Genomic DNA, 16,353 nt, shown 5'->3' with positions numbered 1-16,353 from the left:
ATTGCAGTAAACAGGCTGTTTAGCTCAATTCTGATTTACCTGAGGTATTCGACTTTTGTCTCGGAAGGCGACCTGGCATTTGGACCCGCCTGCACAGCTGGCATACTCAAGTCCAGATGCCATGCCGCTTGCAGGCCTCAGTCAATTGTCAGGTTGTCAATGATGATCTGATCCCCCCAGCCTCCTTGGACCCTGAGGATGCCAGGCGCATCGACCTCGATCTCCACGCGGCCGAAGCGCAGAGGGCCAGTGTCATCATCTTCGAGCAGGCGGGTCTCATGCCCGGTCTTCAGGTCGACCACAGCGCATGTCGCATCGCATCCCCAGGAGAATGCCACCTTGCGTTTGCCGCTCGAACCTTCGATGGCATCCACAGGAATGTCCACGGCCAGATTGACCAGCAGGTAATTGCCGGCAACGAGGGGCGTGTCCTGCCTGACGTTGCTGATTTCGACGTGCTTCGACAGCGCGGTAGAAAAGCCAAGCCCGCCAGAGACCACATCAAGGGGCTGCCCGGTTGGCAGGTCTTCGAAGTCCACGCTGTAATGGGCAACGCCCGGGCCGATTGCCTGGTCACCCTCGAGGTAGCTGATCACGGTGGTAGAGTCTGGAGTGCGAGGTAGCGCCAGGCGAATCAGTGGCAGTACTTGCCCGTATTGCTCGTAATAGCGGGCTTGGTCGTATCGGGCTTTGGCGCGAGACTCAAGGTTTCTGGTCGGATAGAAAAAGGAGTGGATAGGCAGCGTAGCGCCCTTGCCGGTTTCCCACGTTGAAAGCATGAGCTCGTTGAACACTGCACGGGCTGAACCGGTACGGCCTTGGTGAGCATCAATCGATGCCTTGAACAAGGACGCCGTCGAGACTGTACTGTCTCGAAGATCCCAACCACAGATGTTTTCCATTGGTCCCTGCTTGTACCTTTCCAGCCAGGTTGGGGCATCGTAGATTTTAAGGTTATTGCAGGTATCGGTATTGGGAACACCTGTGAGCGGACCACAGCCTTGAAGGGTGGGTCGGTTCCAGGTCAGGGCATTGGTCGGGAAGCTGCAGAGAACCTGGATGTCTTTGATCCTGCCTTCTGGAATGGCCTGGTTTGGATACAGGATGAAGCCGTTCCAGTCATTCCAGGTCGAGGTGAAGGTTTGATCACTGCGCAACCAGGAGAATGAAACCCCGCCCAAGGCGATCGCACCGGGGCTGGGGTCCCAGGGTAGAAAAGCCGGGTTGCTATCGGTGGCCCGCAGCATGATGCCACTGCACAGGTGTGCAGGTTTGTCGTCGCCACCGCATCGTTCTGGCGTGGCGTCGTACCATTCCTTCAACTGACGGGCTGAAGCAGGCCCCCTGGTCGCCAGCTGTCCAGGAAGCTGCAATGGCTGGCCGGGCAGCTGGCTGATGTGTAATTGTGCCGGTTGGGTAGGCGTGGCGCTGCCGCTGCGGTCATTCCCGGGGGGCTTGGGGCCGCATCCGGATAACAGGAGCAGCAAAGCGAGTAGTGTTGCGGTGCGCATGTACAAGGCCTCATTCGATCCATGGCTTGTGGCTTGTGTCATGCAGTTGAATCATTGCCGACCCGAAGCCTGTGAAGGCATGCACAATCGGCTTGGACAGACGCTTTTTGTCATGAACCAAGCACTTTTTGGCACGCAGGCAAAGTATTGAGGCGCGAGTGGGTACCGACAACTGGCAGAAATATCAGGTACCTGCGAGCGATGCAGCGGATCGATATGAAGAAAAAGCCAGGTCGTCAGGACGTGGGCCATGGTGCGTTACGGTCGTAGAACACGGCTAGCCAGAGCGTTGAGGTACCCTGGGGCGTCCATTCCACCCGATGCCGGCAACGCGCCGGAATGTCCAGGCAATCACCCGGCACCAGCAGGCGGGTGTAATCCTCGTGCTCAAGACGCAGCCCGGCGCTGCCGGTCAACAACAGGATCCATTCGCTTTCGGCCTGGTCGTACCAGAAGCCGGGCGGGCTGGCCTGGCCGCAGGAGACGATGCGTTCGATGCGCAGCCCAGGGCGTTGCAGCAGTTCATCGACCCGCTCGGCTGCGGCAGGGTCGCAAGGGGGCAGGGCATTGAGCAGGTTGGTAATGGGCATGGGATGTTCTCGCACTGACGGAGGTGATTCCACTATGGACCTGGTCGCTCTGTTGTGCGCTTCTTGACCCGCCTTGCCGATTGTAGGAGTGTTCCGAAATTCAAAAACTGGAGTAGCTATGGACAAGCTCCTGGCGATGAAGATGTTCACCGCAACAGTCGATGCCCAGGGCTTTTCTGCGGCAGCGCGCAGGCTCGGCGTCGCTACCTCGTCGGTGACGCGCCTGGTCGATGCACTGGAGTCGGAGCTCGGCACGACCTTGCTCAACCGCTCCACACGCCAGGTCAGCCTGACCGAAGCGGGTGCACGTTATTACGCGAGGGCTAGGGACATCTTCGACGCGCTGGAAGAGGCCGACGCCAGTGTCGCCGACCGAGGCGATGAGCCGGTCGGTGTGCTGCGCCTGTGCCTGCCGGTCGAGTTCGGCCGACGCGTGATCGCACCGCACCTGGGGCCATTCCTCGCCCGTCACCCGTCGCTGGAGCTGGACATCGACATGAGCGACCGGCTCGATGACCTGCTCGACGGCCGCTACGATCTGTCCATTCGCCTCGGCGACCCGTCGCCAAACGGCGAGCTGGTGTGCCGGCAACTTGGCCGCTTTCAGCGCTGGCTGGTGGCAAGCCCTGACTACCTGGCCAGGCGTGACCCACTGCTGCACCCCGAGCAACTGTTGCAGCAGGCCTGCCTGCGGTTTCGCTACGGGCAGAAGGCGCGCGCCTGGCGCCTGCAGCGGGCCGACGAGGTGCTGGAACTGGAAGTGAGCGGGCCGCTGCGCAGTGCCAACGCCGACCTGTTGCGCGAAGCGGCGCTGGCCGGCAGCGGCATTGCCTTGCTGGCCGACTGGCTGGTCCGCGAGGACGTCGCGGCCGGGCGCCTGCAGCGGCTGTTTGCAGACTGGCAGGCGAGCCCCGGCACGGCCAACGACAGCATCAATGCCCTGTATTTGCCCAATCACCGCGGCTCACGGCGGGTCAACGCGTTCATCGGCTTTTGCGAAGGCCTGCTCAAGCCCTGACCCCTACCGTTGCGGCTGGCGCAAAGCCTCGTTGCGCCGGGGCTGGATTCTCTCGCAGGCAAGCGCTCGGTAAGGTGCCTGGCATATTCCAACCCGATGCCGAGGTACCTCCCATGAATCCCTCCCTTGCTGCTGCCCAGCCAGTCCATGCCGGCCTGAGCCGTGCCCTGGTCGCGCTGCTGGCGTTCTGCTGCGGCGCGATCGTCGCCAATATCTATTACGCGCAGCCCATCGTTGGGCTGATCGCCCCGGACCTGGGCCTGTCTACCGAGCGCGCCAGCCTGATCGTGTCGTTGACACAGCTAGGCTACGCGCTGGGCCTGTTGTTGCTGGTGCCACTGGCCGACCTGGTGGAAAACCGCCGGTTGATGATCACCACCGCCGTGCTGGCCTGCGTCAGCCTGTTGCTGGCAGGGACCAGCAGCAGCGGGCAGGGGCAACTGTTCCTGGTCTATGCCTTGCTGATCGGTTTCAGTTCGGTGGCTGTGCAGATGCTCATTCCGTTGGCCGCGCACCTTGCGCCGGAGCAACAGCGCGGGCGGGTGGTCGGCAACATCATGGGGGGCCTGCTGCTGGGCATTTTGCTCGCACGGCCGTTGTCGAGCCTGGTCGCCGACCATTTTGGCTGGCGCACGGTGTTCATCGGCGCCGCTGGCATGATGTTGGCAATCATCCTGTTGTTGGCCTTGACCCTGCCGCGCCGGGTACCTGAACACAAGGCCAGTTATGCCGGGCTGATGGTTTCGCTGATCGCCCTGCTGCGCCAATACCCGGTGCTGCGTCAGCGCTCGCTGTACCAGGCGTTGATGTTTGCGGCGTTCAGCCTCTACTGGACCGCAGTGCCATTGGCCCTGGCCGGTGAGCACGGCCTGACCCAAAGCCAGATCGCCTTGTTCGCCCTGGTCGGCGCGGTCGGCGCCATCTCCGCGCCAATGGCCGGACGCCTGGCCGACGCCGGCCATGCCCGTGCCGGTTCGTTGCTGGCCCTGGTGTTGGCGCCCCTGGCGCTGCTGCTGGGCCTGACCACACCCGGCTACAGCGTGATCGGTCTGGGGCTGACCGGGGTACTGCTGGATTTTGCCGTGCAGATGAACATGGTCATCGGCCAGCGTGAGGTCTATGCCCTGCACCCGGCCAGCCGCGGACGGCTGAACGCGCTGTACATGACCAGCATCTTCCTGGGTGGGGCAGTGGGTTCGGCGGTGGCCAGCGCGGTGTTTGCCCAGTACGGGTGGCACGGTGTGGCGCTGGTGGGGGCAGCGCTGCCCGGTCTGGCTCTGGTGGTCTTCCTGCTGGCTTCGCGGCGCGCTTGAGCACTACCGGCCAAGCGGCAAGGCGACACCAATCAGGGCGAACAGGCTCCCGCAGCAGCGATTGAAACCCTTGCCGCCCTTGGTCAGCCACGGCCGGATACGAAAGGCCAGGCGCGCCAGTACGTATTCGACCATGCATTCCACGCTGGCAAAGGTCACCGCCATGATCACGAACTGCAGCAACAGCCCCCGTTGCGGGTCGATGAACTGCGGCAGGAAGGCACCGTAGAACAACAGTACCTTGGGGTTGGCGACAGCTGACAGCAGGCCCTGGCGGAACATCCCCATGTTGCTCAGGCGAGCAGTCCGCCCGGTCACTTCGAGCTGCAAGCCAGGGCTGCGCCACAGCTGGATGCCCAGCCACACCAGATAGGCGCCACCGACCCACTTGAGCACGGTCAGTACCGAGGCTGACGTCTGCAGCAGCGCCGTCAACCCGAACATCGCCAGGGCGATCAGTGCACTGAAGCCGAACACCCCGCCGACGATGGTGAACAGCGCCCGGCGCGCACCATACAGTGCACCGTGGGTCAGGGCCAGCAGGCTGTTCGGGCCGGGCGTCAGCGACAGGCCGATGCTCGCCAGCAGGTAGATGAGCCAGGTATCCAACGCCATGGTGTGCGCCTCAGCCATTCACGTGTGTTTTCTGAATCGGTGTCGCGTTCATTGCGGCGTGCCGAACAGGCCAGTCCAGTAGATGCCCGCATCGCTCTTCGGGTCTACCGCATAGGCCGCTCCCATTTCGCGGAAGTCCGGGTTCATCAGGGTGGCGCAGTGGCCGGGGCTGTCGAGCCAGCCATCCACCACCTTCTGCGCGGTGTCGCGCCCGGCGGCGATGTTTTCGCCGATCTGCTGATACAGATAGCCGGCCAGCTCCGCCCGGTCACCGGGGGTGCGCCCGTCCTTATCGATATGGTCGAAGAAGTTCTGGTTGGCCATGGCCCGCGTATGGCTGGCGGCCACGCCTGCCAGCGCCGTGCTCCAGCTCAGCGCGGGCGCTGCAGCGAATGGCTGGCCACCGCATTGGCGGGGCGCCTTGCGTGCGGCATTGATGGCCTGCAGCACCTTCTGCCCCTCGGCCTGCCAATCGCCCAGGCGCCCGCTGAGCAACGGCCGGGCAAGCACGATGCGCCAGTCGCGGCCTTCCTGGCTGACGCCGATGTCGACAAACTGCGGGTCGAGCACGACCTGGCAGAAACTCTCTTCGATGGCATGCATGGCCGCACGGGCATCGCGTGGGCCGGACAGGCTGATGGCCTGGACATTGACCATGGGGTAGGCGGCGCGGCTCATGGCCTGTTGCAGGTCGCGCGTGCCTTCCGGCGACAGTGCCAGACGGGTATCGCTGTTGAGCGGCGGCAGCTCCACCGACACCTCGTCCCCGCAGCGCTGGGCCTGGCTGCGGTAGGTATTGATCGATTCGATCAGCTGCGCCTCTTCGCCGGTGGCGGCCACGGCCCCGGTCGACATGATCAGGCCCAGCGACAAGGCGGCAACGGATGACAGGACGCGCATGTGGATCTCCCTGTGGCTGGCAGCGTCTTGGTATGCGCTGCTCATCCTACACAAGCGCGAGGCTTTTGGCCCGGTCTCGTGCAAAGCAAAGAAAACGCCAGCAATGACTTGCGGGCGGCAAAAGAGGGAGTAGACCGGGGAACGCCAGAAAAGTGCGATTGCGTGTCAGCGGGCCAGCGCCTGGTTCGGTTTGTAGAACAGAAAGTGCCGGGTTTCGGCCGTTTTGCGATAGGCCTTGGCCCAGCCCGGATGCACGTTGCGGTCATGGAAATACAGCGCGCCCCCCGTCGAGTCCTTGAGCTGCTGGTTCAGTGCCTTGCGCGCAATCTCCTTGGCCACGTCGTAGCGTTGCGCTTCCTCGACCTGATCGGAGCGCCCGTCACACCACCAGGAAAACTGGCAGGCCTTGGTCTCCACGCCTTGCTTGACCACGCCGCAAATGGTGTCGGGAAACCCCTCTCGGCCCAACCGGTTGAGCACTACGCTGGCCACTGCGCTCATGTCCTGGGCGTCGGCGCCCTTGGCTTCCCAGTAGAGGGTACGGGCCAGGCAGGTGATGCTGTCGTCCAGCGGCGCCTGGCCTGCCGGGTCCACTGCCTGCGCCTCGGCAGGGCTGATGGTTTCTGTTTTTTTGGGCGGCGGGGCATCGTCCACCACCTTTTTCTCCAGCTTCTCCGCCTTGTCTTCGGCCACGGCGGCCTTGGCACTCTCGGCGGCATGCAAGGGGCTGGCGAGCAGGGGCAATGTCAGGCAGATCACCGTCCAGTAAAGGCGCATGGTCGCGTTTCCGAAGTGTGGGCTGCTTCACAGTCTAGCCAAGCGGCTTCACTTCAGCGCCAGCATGAGCACCAAGGGCAAGGTCACAGCAGCCAGCACGGTCTGCAAGGCGATGATGGTGGCCATCAGCGGTGCGTTGCCGCCCATCTGCCGCGCCATAACGTACGACGACGAGGCTGTCGGCAAGGCCTGGAACAGCACGGCCACCACCGCCGCCTGGCCACCCAGCCCCAGCAGGCGGCACAGGCCCCAGGTGGTCAGCGGCATGACCAGGAACTTGAAGGCCGATGCTGCCAGCAGTGGCCGCGCCTGTTGGCCGAGGCCGGCGCCACCCAACGCCGCCCCCACGCACAGCAGGCCCAGGGGCAGGGCGGCCTGGCCCAGCGCCTTGACGGTGGGTTCCAGGCCCGCCGGCAGGCCCAGGCCGGTGACCCGCAGCAACAGGCCGCCGGCGCAGCCGACGATCAGCGGGTTGGCAAAGATGGCCCGCAACACCGTAGCCGGGGAGCTGTGGCGTGCGCTGAAGCGGGCGAACACCAGCACGCAAAGCAGATTGACCAGGGGCACGATGGCGGCGTTGGCCACCGCCGCCAGGGCAATCCCGGCGCTGCCATAGAGGCCGGCGGCGAGGGTGGCACCGATGTAGTTGTTGAAGCGCACGCCGCCCTGGAACACCGAGGTGAAGTCAGCGCCCTCGTGGTTGACCGCACCTTGGTAGAGCACCAGCAGCGCGGCCCCCAGCAGGGTCGAAAGCATCAGTACGCCGACCATGCCCAGCACCGGCACGCCATCGAGATTGGCCGTGGCCAGGCCATGCAGGAACAATGACGGCAGCAGTACGAAATAGCTCAGGCGTTCAGCGCCCGGCCAGAACGACTCGCCAAGAAAGCCGCGGATACGCAGGAAGGTGCCCAGGGCAATCAGCAAAATGATGGGCACCAGGGTAGTCAGCAGCAGGTGGAGCATGGGTGTGATTCCGTGGTCGGGTACGGGCACAGGTTAGCGTGGCCGACCGATTGGGAAAAACGTTGATTTCTGCAGTGACCGTTGAGGAAAACTGTACGTTCAGGCGTCCATGGCAGCCCTCAGCACGGCAGTCAGGTGCCGCCGCTGACTCTTCTCGTGTTCCAGCAACACCACCCGCCGCACCAGCTGCGGCTCGCCAAAGGGCAGGCAGGTGGCCGCCGGCAAGCGTTGCAGGTCGTCATCGGCCATGGGAATGATCGCCACCCCCAGCCCCATCACCGCCATGCGCGCCAGCGCCTCCTGACTGTCGAGTTCCATCTGTTCGCTGACCTGCAAATGCTGGCGGCGAAGTTCCTGCTCGATCTGCCGCCCGGCCCAGGCACGCTTGTCGAAGCGCAGGAACGGATGGCTGGCCAACAGCTGTGGCAGGCTCTGGCCCGCCAGGTCGGGGCTGGCGATCGCCCAGAAACGGTCTTCGAACAGGGGCGTGAAAACCAGGCTCTGCGGGTAGGGGCTGACCGGTTCCGTGGTGATCGCTGCATCCAGCTCGCCGTCTTCGACGCGCCGTGCAAGCTCCGCCGACATCCCTGAGTTGACGCTGATGTGCAGTTCCGGGTGGTGCGCCTTGATCCAGACCAGGGCCTTGGGCAGGCGTCGCGCCAGGACCGTGTGGATCGCCCCCAGACGCAGCCGGCCACGCAGGCTTGGGCCGCTGGCCAAGGTGTCGGCCAGTTCGTCGTAGGCGGCGAGGATGTGTTCGGCCCGCGCCACTGCCAGTTGCCCGGCCTCGGTCAGCACCACCTGGCGGCGGCTGCGGTCGAACAGTGCGACCTTGAGTTCGTCCTCGAGGGTCTTGATGTGCAGGCTCACGGCCGAAGGGGTGAGGCTGAGCAGGTCGGCGGCCCGGGCGAAAGTGCCGTGGCGGGCGATGGTCACCAGGGTGCGCAAGGCTTTGAGGGACACGCGAACGGGCTCCGGGCGGCTATGGAAGTGTTTCAGTCTGTGGCTGAACGGAATGGCTGGCAAGCTGCGCAGTCCCACTCGTTACGCGGGAAAGAAACCCGCCTGACCCCAACCATGGAGAACGCACATGAAAGCAGTCATCTTCACCACGTTGCTGGCCTCGGCCGGTCTCGCCCAGGCCGCGCAAACGGTGGAATTGAAGCTGGCCGGCACGGATGGCCCGGGCAAGTCGATCGGGACCATCAGCATCGAGCAGAACAAGTACGGCACCGTGCTCACCCCCGATCTCAAGGACCTGCCGCCAGGCGTGCACGGTTTCCACCTGCATCAGAAGGGTTCGTGCGCAGCGGCAGAGGAAAACGGCAAAGCGGTGCCAGCGGGTGCGGCAGGCGGGCACTGGGACCCTGACGCCACCAACGCTCACAAGGGCCCCTATGACGACAGCGGCCACCGGGGTGACCTGCCGGCGCTGTATGTCGGTGCCGACGGCAAGGCCACCTACCCAGTGTTGGCGCCACGCCTGAAGGCTGAGGATTTCAAAGGTCATGCATTGATGGTGCATGCCGGTGGCGATAACCACAGCGACCATCCCGAGAAGCTGGGCGGCGGCGGTGCCCGCGTGGCCTGCGGGGTGGTTCAGTAAGGCAGAAAGGCGATTATGATCCTATCGTCGGCAAGCCGCCCCGGTGATCGAATCGCATGAGGGCAATAATTCGTCAGACCAGGTTCCCACTTCGGTTCGGGACCTGGTATTTTTGCTAGTTGTTAGAGAAATCAAAGAGCATTACTTTCTCTCCAAGCCAGAGGGTGGTCTTCTGGAATAGGAGGTGCTCGATATGGACGTACTAAGACTTTGTGATCTCAAGCAAGGGCTGACAAAGTATACTGCTGAGCAGCAAAGGATTCAAATCGAAATAATTGACCCTGAAGGTAATGCCTCGAAGTTTAGTGAGCATGGTGCCTTTTACGAAAACGACCAGCTCGTCGGCTTATTTGGCGAACAGCCACAGTGGGTAGTTGTGAACTTCACTGGGCCTGTCGAAGACGTAAAAGACGGTAACTATCCGATTGTCCCATTGGCCGATTGGGAGCCTGGAAAAGTAGTAATTGGTCTATTGTTTGAAGATGTGATGATGATTAATTGGTACGGCGCTCTGACTTTTCATCGTAATAAGAACAAAAGATTGATTGCTAAATTCAGTTGTTCTTCAGCGAATTGGAAGATTAAGGATGCCGAAATTGAAATAAAATACGTTCCCGCGCCGTGAAGGTTGAGTTGTCCCGAGGGCGTCAAAAAGATAGTGCTTTTTGCCAGCTTTCTGAATCTATCCCTTAGCCAGCCATTGGCCGAAGGAGGCGGTCGAACATCGCTGCGACTTTCTGCAATGACTCGGACATCACCGCAAACATCGCCTGGCCTTCACTGGTCAGGCGGATGCCGCGGTGCAGGCGCTGGAACAGCTGTACCCCGAGGTTTTACTCAAGCTGCTGGATCTGCTTGCTCACCGCCGCTTGCGTCACGCCCAGTTCACGGGCCGCGAGGGTGACACTGCTGTGCCGGGCGACGGCTTCGAATTCGAGGAGCACGGTCATGGACGCGATGATCCGTCGGTAGCCTTTGTGCGTGTTGCCATTTTCTTGTGGTTTCATGCGACGTCCTGGCAAGGCGCGACGCGCTGGTCCGCGTCGCGCGCAGACAGTGGCAGAAAACGCGGCAGGGCGATAGGGCTGCTCAGGGTTGGCGCTCGGCTACCGCACGCAATGTGCGCAGCGTGACCACCGGTGCATCGACCACGAAGCGGTTGGCCAGCCAGCCCGGCACGTCCCCGGCAGGGTCTGCCTGCAACTTATAGGTCACTTCGGTTTCCCGTTCGCCGAGCGGCTTCATGATCCATTCGCCCGACAGGTGCTGGACGCGGATCAGCCCCGGCTCTTCTGGCAGGCGGTTCGGTTCGGCGCTCAGGTGCCGCACCAGGGAGCCATCATCCAGGCGTTCGGTGCGCACCTTGAGAATGATGTCGCGTGGCAGGGTCGGCCATGGCAGGTTGGTGGTCAGGTAGACCCAGGTCGTGTCGCCTTCCACCTGCAGCAGGCGCATCTGCTCGCAGGCATACAGCCACTTGCAGGCCACCCGCAGGTTTTCCTGAAGGTCGGTGAGGGTGCGCACGCTGGCTTTCATGGTGCTGACGCCGCGAAACTGCTGGTAGGGCGAATCAGGTGCCGCAGCCAGGTAGACGCGGATACCTTCGCGGTCGTAGGCGATGTTCCAGTCGTCAGCCGCGAGGCTGGCAATGGAGACAAGCAGCAGGGCAAGCATCAGGCAGCGGTTCATGGCGTGTACCGCGCTAGGGCTGGGCTAGTCAGTATGCGCGGCAAACAGAAAGCCCGCCAGGTGGCGGGCTTTCGGCATCAGCCTGAACTCAACGCTGTGGGTTGAGGGTCAGGTGCACATGACGGTTGACGTCCTTGTACAGCAGGTAGCTGAACTTGCCTGGGCCGCCGGCATAGCAGGCCTGCGGGCAGAAGGCGCGCAGCCACATGAAGTCGCCGGCTTCCACTTCGACCCAGTCCTGGTTCAGGCGGTATACCGCCTTGCCTTCCAGTACGTACAGGCCGTGCTCCATGACGTGGGTTTCAGCGAACGGGATCACCCCGCCAGGCTGGAAGGTGACGATGTTGACGTGCATGTCGTGGCGCATGTCGGCCATGTCGACGAAGCGGGTGGTGACCCAGCGGCCTTCGGTACCCGGCATCTCGATGACGGTGGCGTTGTCGCGGTGGGTGACGAACGACTCCGGTACGGCCAGGCCTTCGACTTTCTGGTAGTGCTTGCGCAGCCAGTGGAAGGTGACGTTGGCCTTGCTATTGTTGCGCAGGCTCCACTCGGCGCCTGGGGCCAGGAACGCATAGCCGCCTGGGGTCAGGGTGTGGTGCTTGCCTTCGACGGTGATGTCCAGCTCGCCTTCGACGATGAACACCACGGCTTCGGCGTTCGGGTCCAGCTCAGGGCGCTCGCTGCCGCCTTCCGGGGCTACTTCGACGATGTACTGCGAGAAGGTTTCGGCGAAACCGGTCAGCGGGCGGGCGATGACCCACATGCGCATCTTGTCCCAGAACGGCAGGTGGCTGGTGACGATGTCACGCATCACGCCTTTAGGGATGACGGCATAGGCTTCGGTGAACATGGCACGGTCAGTCAGCAGCTCGGTCTGAGCTGGGTGCCCACCGTGGGGGGCGAAGTAGGAGTGGTTCGACATGAGCAGTCTCGACTTGTTGTTCTCTCCCCGTGCTTTGGACCACACCGGCCGGTGCGTGCAGGGGATGTGCGGACAGCATAGGGGGCAGTCCGCGTCATCCACAAATTAAATGTTGAAATACTCGGCATTCAGTTACTGAATGCGAACCTGGCGCCCGGCGTGCGCGTCAGGCAGCCGGTCGCCGTGGCCGAACAACTTGTGGCGCAAGGTGCCGTCGGCGTAGTTCAGCGGGTAGCGGCCACGGCGCTGCAGCTCCGGCACCAGCAGATCGACGACATTGGCCAGGTCGTCCGGTTGCACGGCATAGGTGAGGTTGAAACCGTCGATGCCGGTCTGGTCGAGCCAGTGTTCCAGCTGGTCGGCAATTTCGTCGGGCGAACCGACCAGTACCGGGCCACGCCCGCCCAGGCCGACGAATTCGGCGGCTTCGCGCACGCTCCAGCGGCGGTTCGGGTCGGCGGCGGTGAACGCCGCCAGGGCCGCACGGCCAGCATCGTTCTCGACGTATTCGATGGGCGCATCCGGGTCGAGGCCGGCGAAATCGATGCCGGTCCAGCCCGACAGCAGGGCAAGCGCGGCGTCCAGGTCGACGTAGCGGCGGTATTCGGCAAAGCGCGCCTGGGCCTCTTGTGAAGTCGGCGCGACGATCAGCAGTGCCTGGGCATAGATCAGCACCTCGTCCCGCCCACGCCCGGCCACTTCGCTGGCCTGGCGGATGCCGTCGGCGTAGCGGCGCAGCACGGCGGGCGTCGGGCCGCTGATGAACACGCACTCGGCATGCCGGGCGGCGAACTGTTGGCCACGCGCCGAGGCGCCGGCCTGGAACAGCACCGGGGTGCGCTGTGGCGAAGGCTGGCACAGGTGCATGCCGGGCACCTGGAAGTGCTCGCCAGCGTGATGGATGGCGTGCACCTTCGACGGTTCGATGTAGCGTCCGCTTTCGCGATCCTGTTGCACGGCATCGTCTTCCCAGCTTTTTTCCCAGAGCTTGTACAGCACCTCCAGGTACTCCTCGGCCAGGTCGTAGCGCTGGTCATGGCCCAGCTGCCGGGCCAGGCCCAGGTTGCGGGCGGCGCTGTCGAGGTAGCCGGTGACGATGTTCCAGCCGACCCGGCCATTGCTCAGGTGGTCGAGCGTGGACATGCGCCTGGCGAATGGGTAGGGGTGTTCATAGGTCAGCGAAAAGGTCACACCGAACCCCAGGTGCTCGGTGACCCCGGCCATGGCCGGTACCAGCAGCAACGGGTCGTTGACCGGCACTTGCACGCCACCGCGCAGGGCGGCTTGCGGGCCACCCTGGTAGACGTCGTAGATGCCCAGCACGTCGGCGATGAACAGCGCATCGAACAACCCGCGCTCCAGCAGGCGCGCGAGGTCGGTCCAGTAGTCCAGGCGGTTGAACGCCACGCTGGTGTTGCGCGGGTGACGCCACAGCCCCGGGGACTGGTGGCTGGCGGCGTTCATGCTGAAAGCGTTGAAGCGGATGTGGCGGGGCATTGCCTTCACTCCCTGGTCACGGCAATACGGAAGCCGGGTAGATCGCATCGGCCACCTGCAACTTGTGCGGGATCAGGCCCAGGCCCTGGAAGGTATCGGCCAGTTTCTGCTGCTCGGCGATGATCTGCGGGGTGATGGCCACGGCGTTATAGTTGCGCCGCTCGCTGGCCACCTCCAGCACATTGGCGCTGATGCCCAGTTGCGGCGCCAGCAGTGCGGCGACTTCGGCGGGCTTGGCGTTGGCCCACTGGCTGACCTTGCCAAGCTCGCTGAAGAAGGTCTTCAGCAGCGCGCGGTGCTGGTCGGCGAAGGTGGCGGTAGACAGGTAGAAGGTGCGGTTGTTGGTCAGGCCGCTGCCGTCGCGCAGGTTTTTCAGGCCTGGCTGGCTTTCAGCCGCAGCGAGGAAAGGGTCCCACAGGGTAACGGCTTGCACGCTGCCCGATTGCAGGGCAGCGACGGCATCGGCGGCGTTGTTGACATAGGCCGGGGTGATGTCCTGATAGCTCAGGCCGGCCTGTTCCAGGGCCACCGCCAGCAGGTATTGGGCGTTCCAGCCGCGGCCGGTGGCCACGCGCTTGCCTTTGAGGTCCTGCACTGCGGTGAGATGATCCTGCTCGCGCACCACCAGGCCGATGCCGCGCGGATAGGGTTGTTCGGCGGCCAGGTAGACCACTGGCTTGCCGGCAGCCTGGGCGAACACCGATGGCGCGTCGGCCGCGTGGCCCAGGTCGATGGCGCCGGTACTCAGCGCTTCGAGCAGCTGCGGGCCGGCAGCGAATTCGTGCCAGCTGACCTTCACGCCTTGGGGAGCCAGGGCCTTTTCCAGCGCGCCGCTGCCTTTGAGGATGTTGATGCTGTTGAATTTCTGATAACCGATACGCAGGGTCTTGATGTCTTCGGCGAAGGCGCTGGACCAGGGCAGCAAGCTGCTGGCCACAGTTGCCAGGAGGCCTCCGACGAGCAGGCGGCGCAGGGGGGAGAAGGGCATGGCGACGCTCCTTGAGCAGGGTGGGAAACGGTGTACCCAGCCTAAGGAGATGGCGTGTGGCTTTCAATTTTTTAATTCCATTTGGTTAGAATGTTTTGTTCTTTTTATATCCTTTTGTGATTGCCTGGTCGTTGACGAAATTTTCACATCCTCTTGCTAGGATTCGGGCCCAACAATAGGAGCCCCGTTCATGCCCATCCTGCGCTGGCGCAGCACCCGCATTGCCCTGACTGTGTCTACCGGCCTGATGGCTGCCACCTTGGGTTTTTTCGCCTGGCAATCGTTCTACCCGGTGCAGGCCGCCAGTGGCTGGCGGGTCGAGGTGCTGCATCGTGACGTGGCCAAGGCCGCTTCGCTGCTGCCCCAGGCCGACGGCAGCCTGCTGGTCAGCCGCGAGCTGGATGATGGCAAAGGCAGCATTCTGAAGATCAGCGCCAGCGGCGACCGCGTGGTGCTGATCGATAACCTGTCCAAGCCCGACGGCATGGTCGCGGTACAGGAGGGTTGGGTGTTCAGCCAGGAAGGTGGTCACGCGCCGGTCAGCCTGTCCCGCGATGGTCAGGTCACCCGCCTGTTCGACGGCGACAGCGTGCAGGGGCTGTATAACGATGGCGATCACCTGTATGCCATCGAAGACCGCAAGGGCAATGGGCGCCTGATGCGTTATGAGTGGGCCAGCGGCCAGCTCGACGTACTGCGCTCGGGGCTGACCGAAACCGAGGGCCTGACCCGTTGCGCCGATGGCCGCCTGCTGTACACCGAAAAGAGCACCGGCATCGTTCGTGCGTTGTCCGAGGACGGTAGGGACCCGGTTGTGGTAGAGGGCCTGCGCCATCCGACCTTCCTGATGTGCGACCAGCGCGGCCTGTGGATCAGCGAAGACAATACCCACCGCGCACGTTTGTTGCGGGTGGACGCTGATGGCACCCAGCACGTGGTGCTGACCTTCCTCAAGGCGCCGCAGTCGATCATCGCCGATGGCAAGGGTGGCTACCTGCTCGCCGAAGGCGGGCGCAATCGCGTGCTGCAACTGACCCCGCCTGCCGACGTGGCCACTGCCCAGCGTTAACTGGGCAGGCGGCGCTTGCGCCCCGGCAGCAGGCCCAGCACCAGCATGCAACCGAGCAGGATCACCAGGCCGCCAGCGGCCTGCAGCAGGCTCAGGGCTTCGCCGAGGAACAGCGCGCCAACCAGCACGGCCACCAGGGTGACCACGAACTCGACGCTGATGGTGCGCGTTGCACCGATGCGCGCCACCAGGCCGAAGTACAGCACGTAGGTGGTGGCGCTCATCACGCTGCCGCTAAGCAGCAGGTACAGCCAGTCACTGGCCTGCGGCAGGCTCGGCACCGGCACGACCAGCAGTAACGGCAAGGTCAGTACCCCACCCGCGAGGAAAGCGCCACCGGTGACGGTCCAGGGGTCTTGCCCGCGCAGGTGCAGGCTGGCGTAGTTGCTGCCGAAGGCTGCGCACAGGCAACCAAATACCGAGGCGAGGCAGCCGTGGATGAAGTCTTCGGTGACCGGCTGCGCCGGGAAGCCCACCAGCATGACGATGCCCAGCACCCCCAATAGCAGGCCGACCAGGCCTTGTGGCGTGATTTTCTCGATGCCCCAGATTCGGCCGATGATCATCGAGAACAGCGGAATGGTGGCGACCAGAATGGCCGACATCGCGGTGCCGATGCGCGGAGTGGCATAGGACAGGCCGATCAGCTGCCCGGCGACCGTAGTGGCGCCGACAACCAGCAAGGGTTTGAGCAGCGGACGCAGGCGCAAGGCACGGCCCAGCAAGGCGGCAAGAATGGCCAGGGTGCCGCCGGCGATGAAGGCGCGCAGGCTGACCGCGCCGACCCAGCCGAAGGCGTGCACCACCTTGAGCACCACGAGGAAGGAAAAGCCCCAGGCGATGGCCAGGAACAGGTAGGCGCCGATATCGCGGGGTTGCATGGGGCAGG

Annotated in this window: 18 protein-coding genes; 5 read left to right on the top strand and 13 right to left on the bottom strand. The window is 63.6% G+C overall.

The window, feature by feature from the left end:
- Positions 1 to 137: 137 nt before the first annotated feature.
- Both ACQKPS_RS19085 and ACQKPS_RS19080 read right to left on the bottom strand, forming a co-directional pair.
- Positions 138 to 1,511 (bottom strand): hypothetical protein, encoded by a 1,374-nt coding sequence (locus ACQKPS_RS19085; protein WP_427605340.1) that lies wholly within the window; start codon positions 1,509 to 1,511, stop codon positions 138 to 140.
- A gap of 236 nt (positions 1,512 to 1,747) precedes the next feature.
- A complete protein-coding gene (locus ACQKPS_RS19080; protein WP_283722850.1) occupies positions 1,748 to 2,101 on the bottom strand; it encodes a cupin in 354 nt (117 codons plus the stop codon).
- A 118-nt stretch (positions 2,102 to 2,219) separates the two neighbouring features.
- On the opposite strand from ACQKPS_RS19080, the gene ACQKPS_RS19075 reads away from it, so the two are divergent.
- Both ACQKPS_RS19075 and ACQKPS_RS19070 read left to right on the top strand, forming a co-directional pair.
- On the top strand, positions 2,220 to 3,119 hold the full coding sequence (locus tag ACQKPS_RS19075) for a LysR family transcriptional regulator (protein WP_283722849.1): 900 nt from the start codon (positions 2,220 to 2,222) through the stop codon (positions 3,117 to 3,119).
- Positions 3,120 to 3,232: 113 nt separating this feature from the next.
- Positions 3,233 to 4,432 carry an MFS transporter gene (locus ACQKPS_RS19070; protein WP_427605339.1) on the top strand — a complete coding sequence of 400 codons (1,200 nt, stop codon included), beginning with the start codon at positions 3,233 to 3,235 and terminating at the stop codon, positions 4,430 to 4,432.
- A gap of 3 nt (positions 4,433 to 4,435) precedes the next feature.
- Here the strand turns inward: ACQKPS_RS19070 and ACQKPS_RS19065 are convergent, their stop codons facing one another.
- The 5 genes from ACQKPS_RS19065 to ACQKPS_RS19045 all read right to left on the bottom strand — a co-directional run bounded on the left by ACQKPS_RS19065 (position 4,436) and on the right by ACQKPS_RS19045 (position 8,653).
- Entirely contained in the window at positions 4,436 to 5,047 is a 612-nt protein-coding gene (locus ACQKPS_RS19065; protein ID WP_254480125.1) for a LysE family translocator, read from the bottom strand.
- Between the two features lie 48 nt (positions 5,048 to 5,095).
- Positions 5,096 to 5,947: a CAP domain-containing protein gene (locus ACQKPS_RS19060; RefSeq protein ID WP_254480124.1), complete on the bottom strand. Its 852-nt coding sequence runs from the start codon at positions 5,945 to 5,947 to the stop codon at positions 5,096 to 5,098.
- A gap of 165 nt (positions 5,948 to 6,112) precedes the next feature.
- Complete coding sequence (locus tag ACQKPS_RS19055; protein WP_254480123.1) at positions 6,113 to 6,724, bottom strand: cell wall hydrolase; 612 nt, start codon at positions 6,722 to 6,724, stop codon at positions 6,113 to 6,115.
- Positions 6,725 to 6,772: 48 nt separating this feature from the next.
- Complete coding sequence (locus ACQKPS_RS19050) at positions 6,773 to 7,690, bottom strand: AEC family transporter (protein WP_283722844.1); 918 nt, start codon at positions 7,688 to 7,690, stop codon at positions 6,773 to 6,775.
- Positions 7,691 to 7,789: 99 nt separating this feature from the next.
- Positions 7,790 to 8,653, bottom strand: coding sequence for a LysR family transcriptional regulator (locus ACQKPS_RS19045; protein WP_427605338.1), 864 nt, complete (start codon positions 8,651 to 8,653; stop codon positions 7,790 to 7,792).
- 127 nt (positions 8,654 to 8,780) lie between these two features.
- Here ACQKPS_RS19045 and sodC point away from each other — a divergent pair, with 127 nt between their 5' ends.
- Both sodC and ACQKPS_RS19035 read left to right on the top strand, forming a co-directional pair.
- Entirely contained in the window at positions 8,781 to 9,296 is a 516-nt protein-coding gene (gene sodC, locus ACQKPS_RS19040; protein ID WP_427605337.1) for a superoxide dismutase [Cu-Zn] SodC, read from the top strand.
- Between the two features lie 184 nt (positions 9,297 to 9,480).
- Positions 9,481 to 9,921 carry a hypothetical protein gene (locus tag ACQKPS_RS19035; RefSeq protein WP_427605336.1) on the top strand — a complete coding sequence of 147 codons (441 nt, stop codon included), beginning with the start codon at positions 9,481 to 9,483 and terminating at the stop codon, positions 9,919 to 9,921.
- A gap of 208 nt (positions 9,922 to 10,129) precedes the next feature.
- Here the strand turns inward: ACQKPS_RS19035 and ACQKPS_RS19030 are convergent, their stop codons facing one another.
- From ACQKPS_RS19030 to ACQKPS_RS19010, 5 genes are all read right to left on the bottom strand, one after another.
- The gene (locus ACQKPS_RS19030) at positions 10,130 to 10,303 is read right to left on the bottom strand and encodes a LysR family transcriptional regulator (RefSeq protein ID WP_427605335.1); all 174 of its coding nucleotides are present in this window, start codon (positions 10,301 to 10,303) and stop codon (positions 10,130 to 10,132) included.
- An 82-nt stretch (positions 10,304 to 10,385) separates the two neighbouring features.
- Positions 10,386 to 10,985, bottom strand: coding sequence for an START domain-containing protein (locus ACQKPS_RS19025; protein WP_254480118.1), 600 nt, complete (start codon positions 10,983 to 10,985; stop codon positions 10,386 to 10,388).
- An 88-nt stretch (positions 10,986 to 11,073) separates the two neighbouring features.
- Positions 11,074 to 11,910 (bottom strand): bifunctional allantoicase/(S)-ureidoglycine aminohydrolase, encoded by an 837-nt coding sequence (locus ACQKPS_RS19020; RefSeq protein ID WP_027918838.1) that lies wholly within the window; start codon positions 11,908 to 11,910, stop codon positions 11,074 to 11,076.
- 132 nt (positions 11,911 to 12,042) lie between these two features.
- Positions 12,043 to 13,407, bottom strand: a complete 1,365-nt coding sequence (locus ACQKPS_RS19015) for an LLM class flavin-dependent oxidoreductase (protein WP_283722840.1) — start codon at positions 13,405 to 13,407, stop codon at positions 12,043 to 12,045.
- 16 nt (positions 13,408 to 13,423) lie between these two features.
- Positions 13,424 to 14,395 carry an aliphatic sulfonate ABC transporter substrate-binding protein gene (locus tag ACQKPS_RS19010; RefSeq protein WP_283722839.1) on the bottom strand — a complete coding sequence of 324 codons (972 nt, stop codon included), beginning with the start codon at positions 14,393 to 14,395 and terminating at the stop codon, positions 13,424 to 13,426.
- A 190-nt stretch (positions 14,396 to 14,585) separates the two neighbouring features.
- On the opposite strand from ACQKPS_RS19010, the gene ACQKPS_RS19005 reads away from it, so the two are divergent.
- The gene (locus ACQKPS_RS19005) at positions 14,586 to 15,464 is read left to right on the top strand and encodes a hypothetical protein (RefSeq protein WP_427605334.1); all 879 of its coding nucleotides are present in this window, start codon (positions 14,586 to 14,588) and stop codon (positions 15,462 to 15,464) included.
- Here the strand turns inward: ACQKPS_RS19005 and ACQKPS_RS19000 are convergent.
- Positions 15,461 to 16,345, bottom strand: a complete 885-nt coding sequence (locus tag ACQKPS_RS19000; RefSeq protein ID WP_427605333.1) for a DMT family transporter — start codon at positions 16,343 to 16,345, stop codon at positions 15,461 to 15,463. The two genes, ACQKPS_RS19005 and ACQKPS_RS19000, sit on opposite strands and share 4 nt — an antisense overlap.
- Positions 16,346 to 16,353: the final 8 nt, after the last annotated feature.

The organism is Pseudomonas sp. NPDC086566 (assembly GCF_050280885.1).
Lineage (GTDB): Bacteria > Pseudomonadota > Gammaproteobacteria > Pseudomonadales > Pseudomonadaceae > Aquipseudomonas > Aquipseudomonas vlassakiae.
Note: the sequence above shows the minus strand (reverse complement) of the source record. Positions and strands in the feature narration are given on the sequence as shown.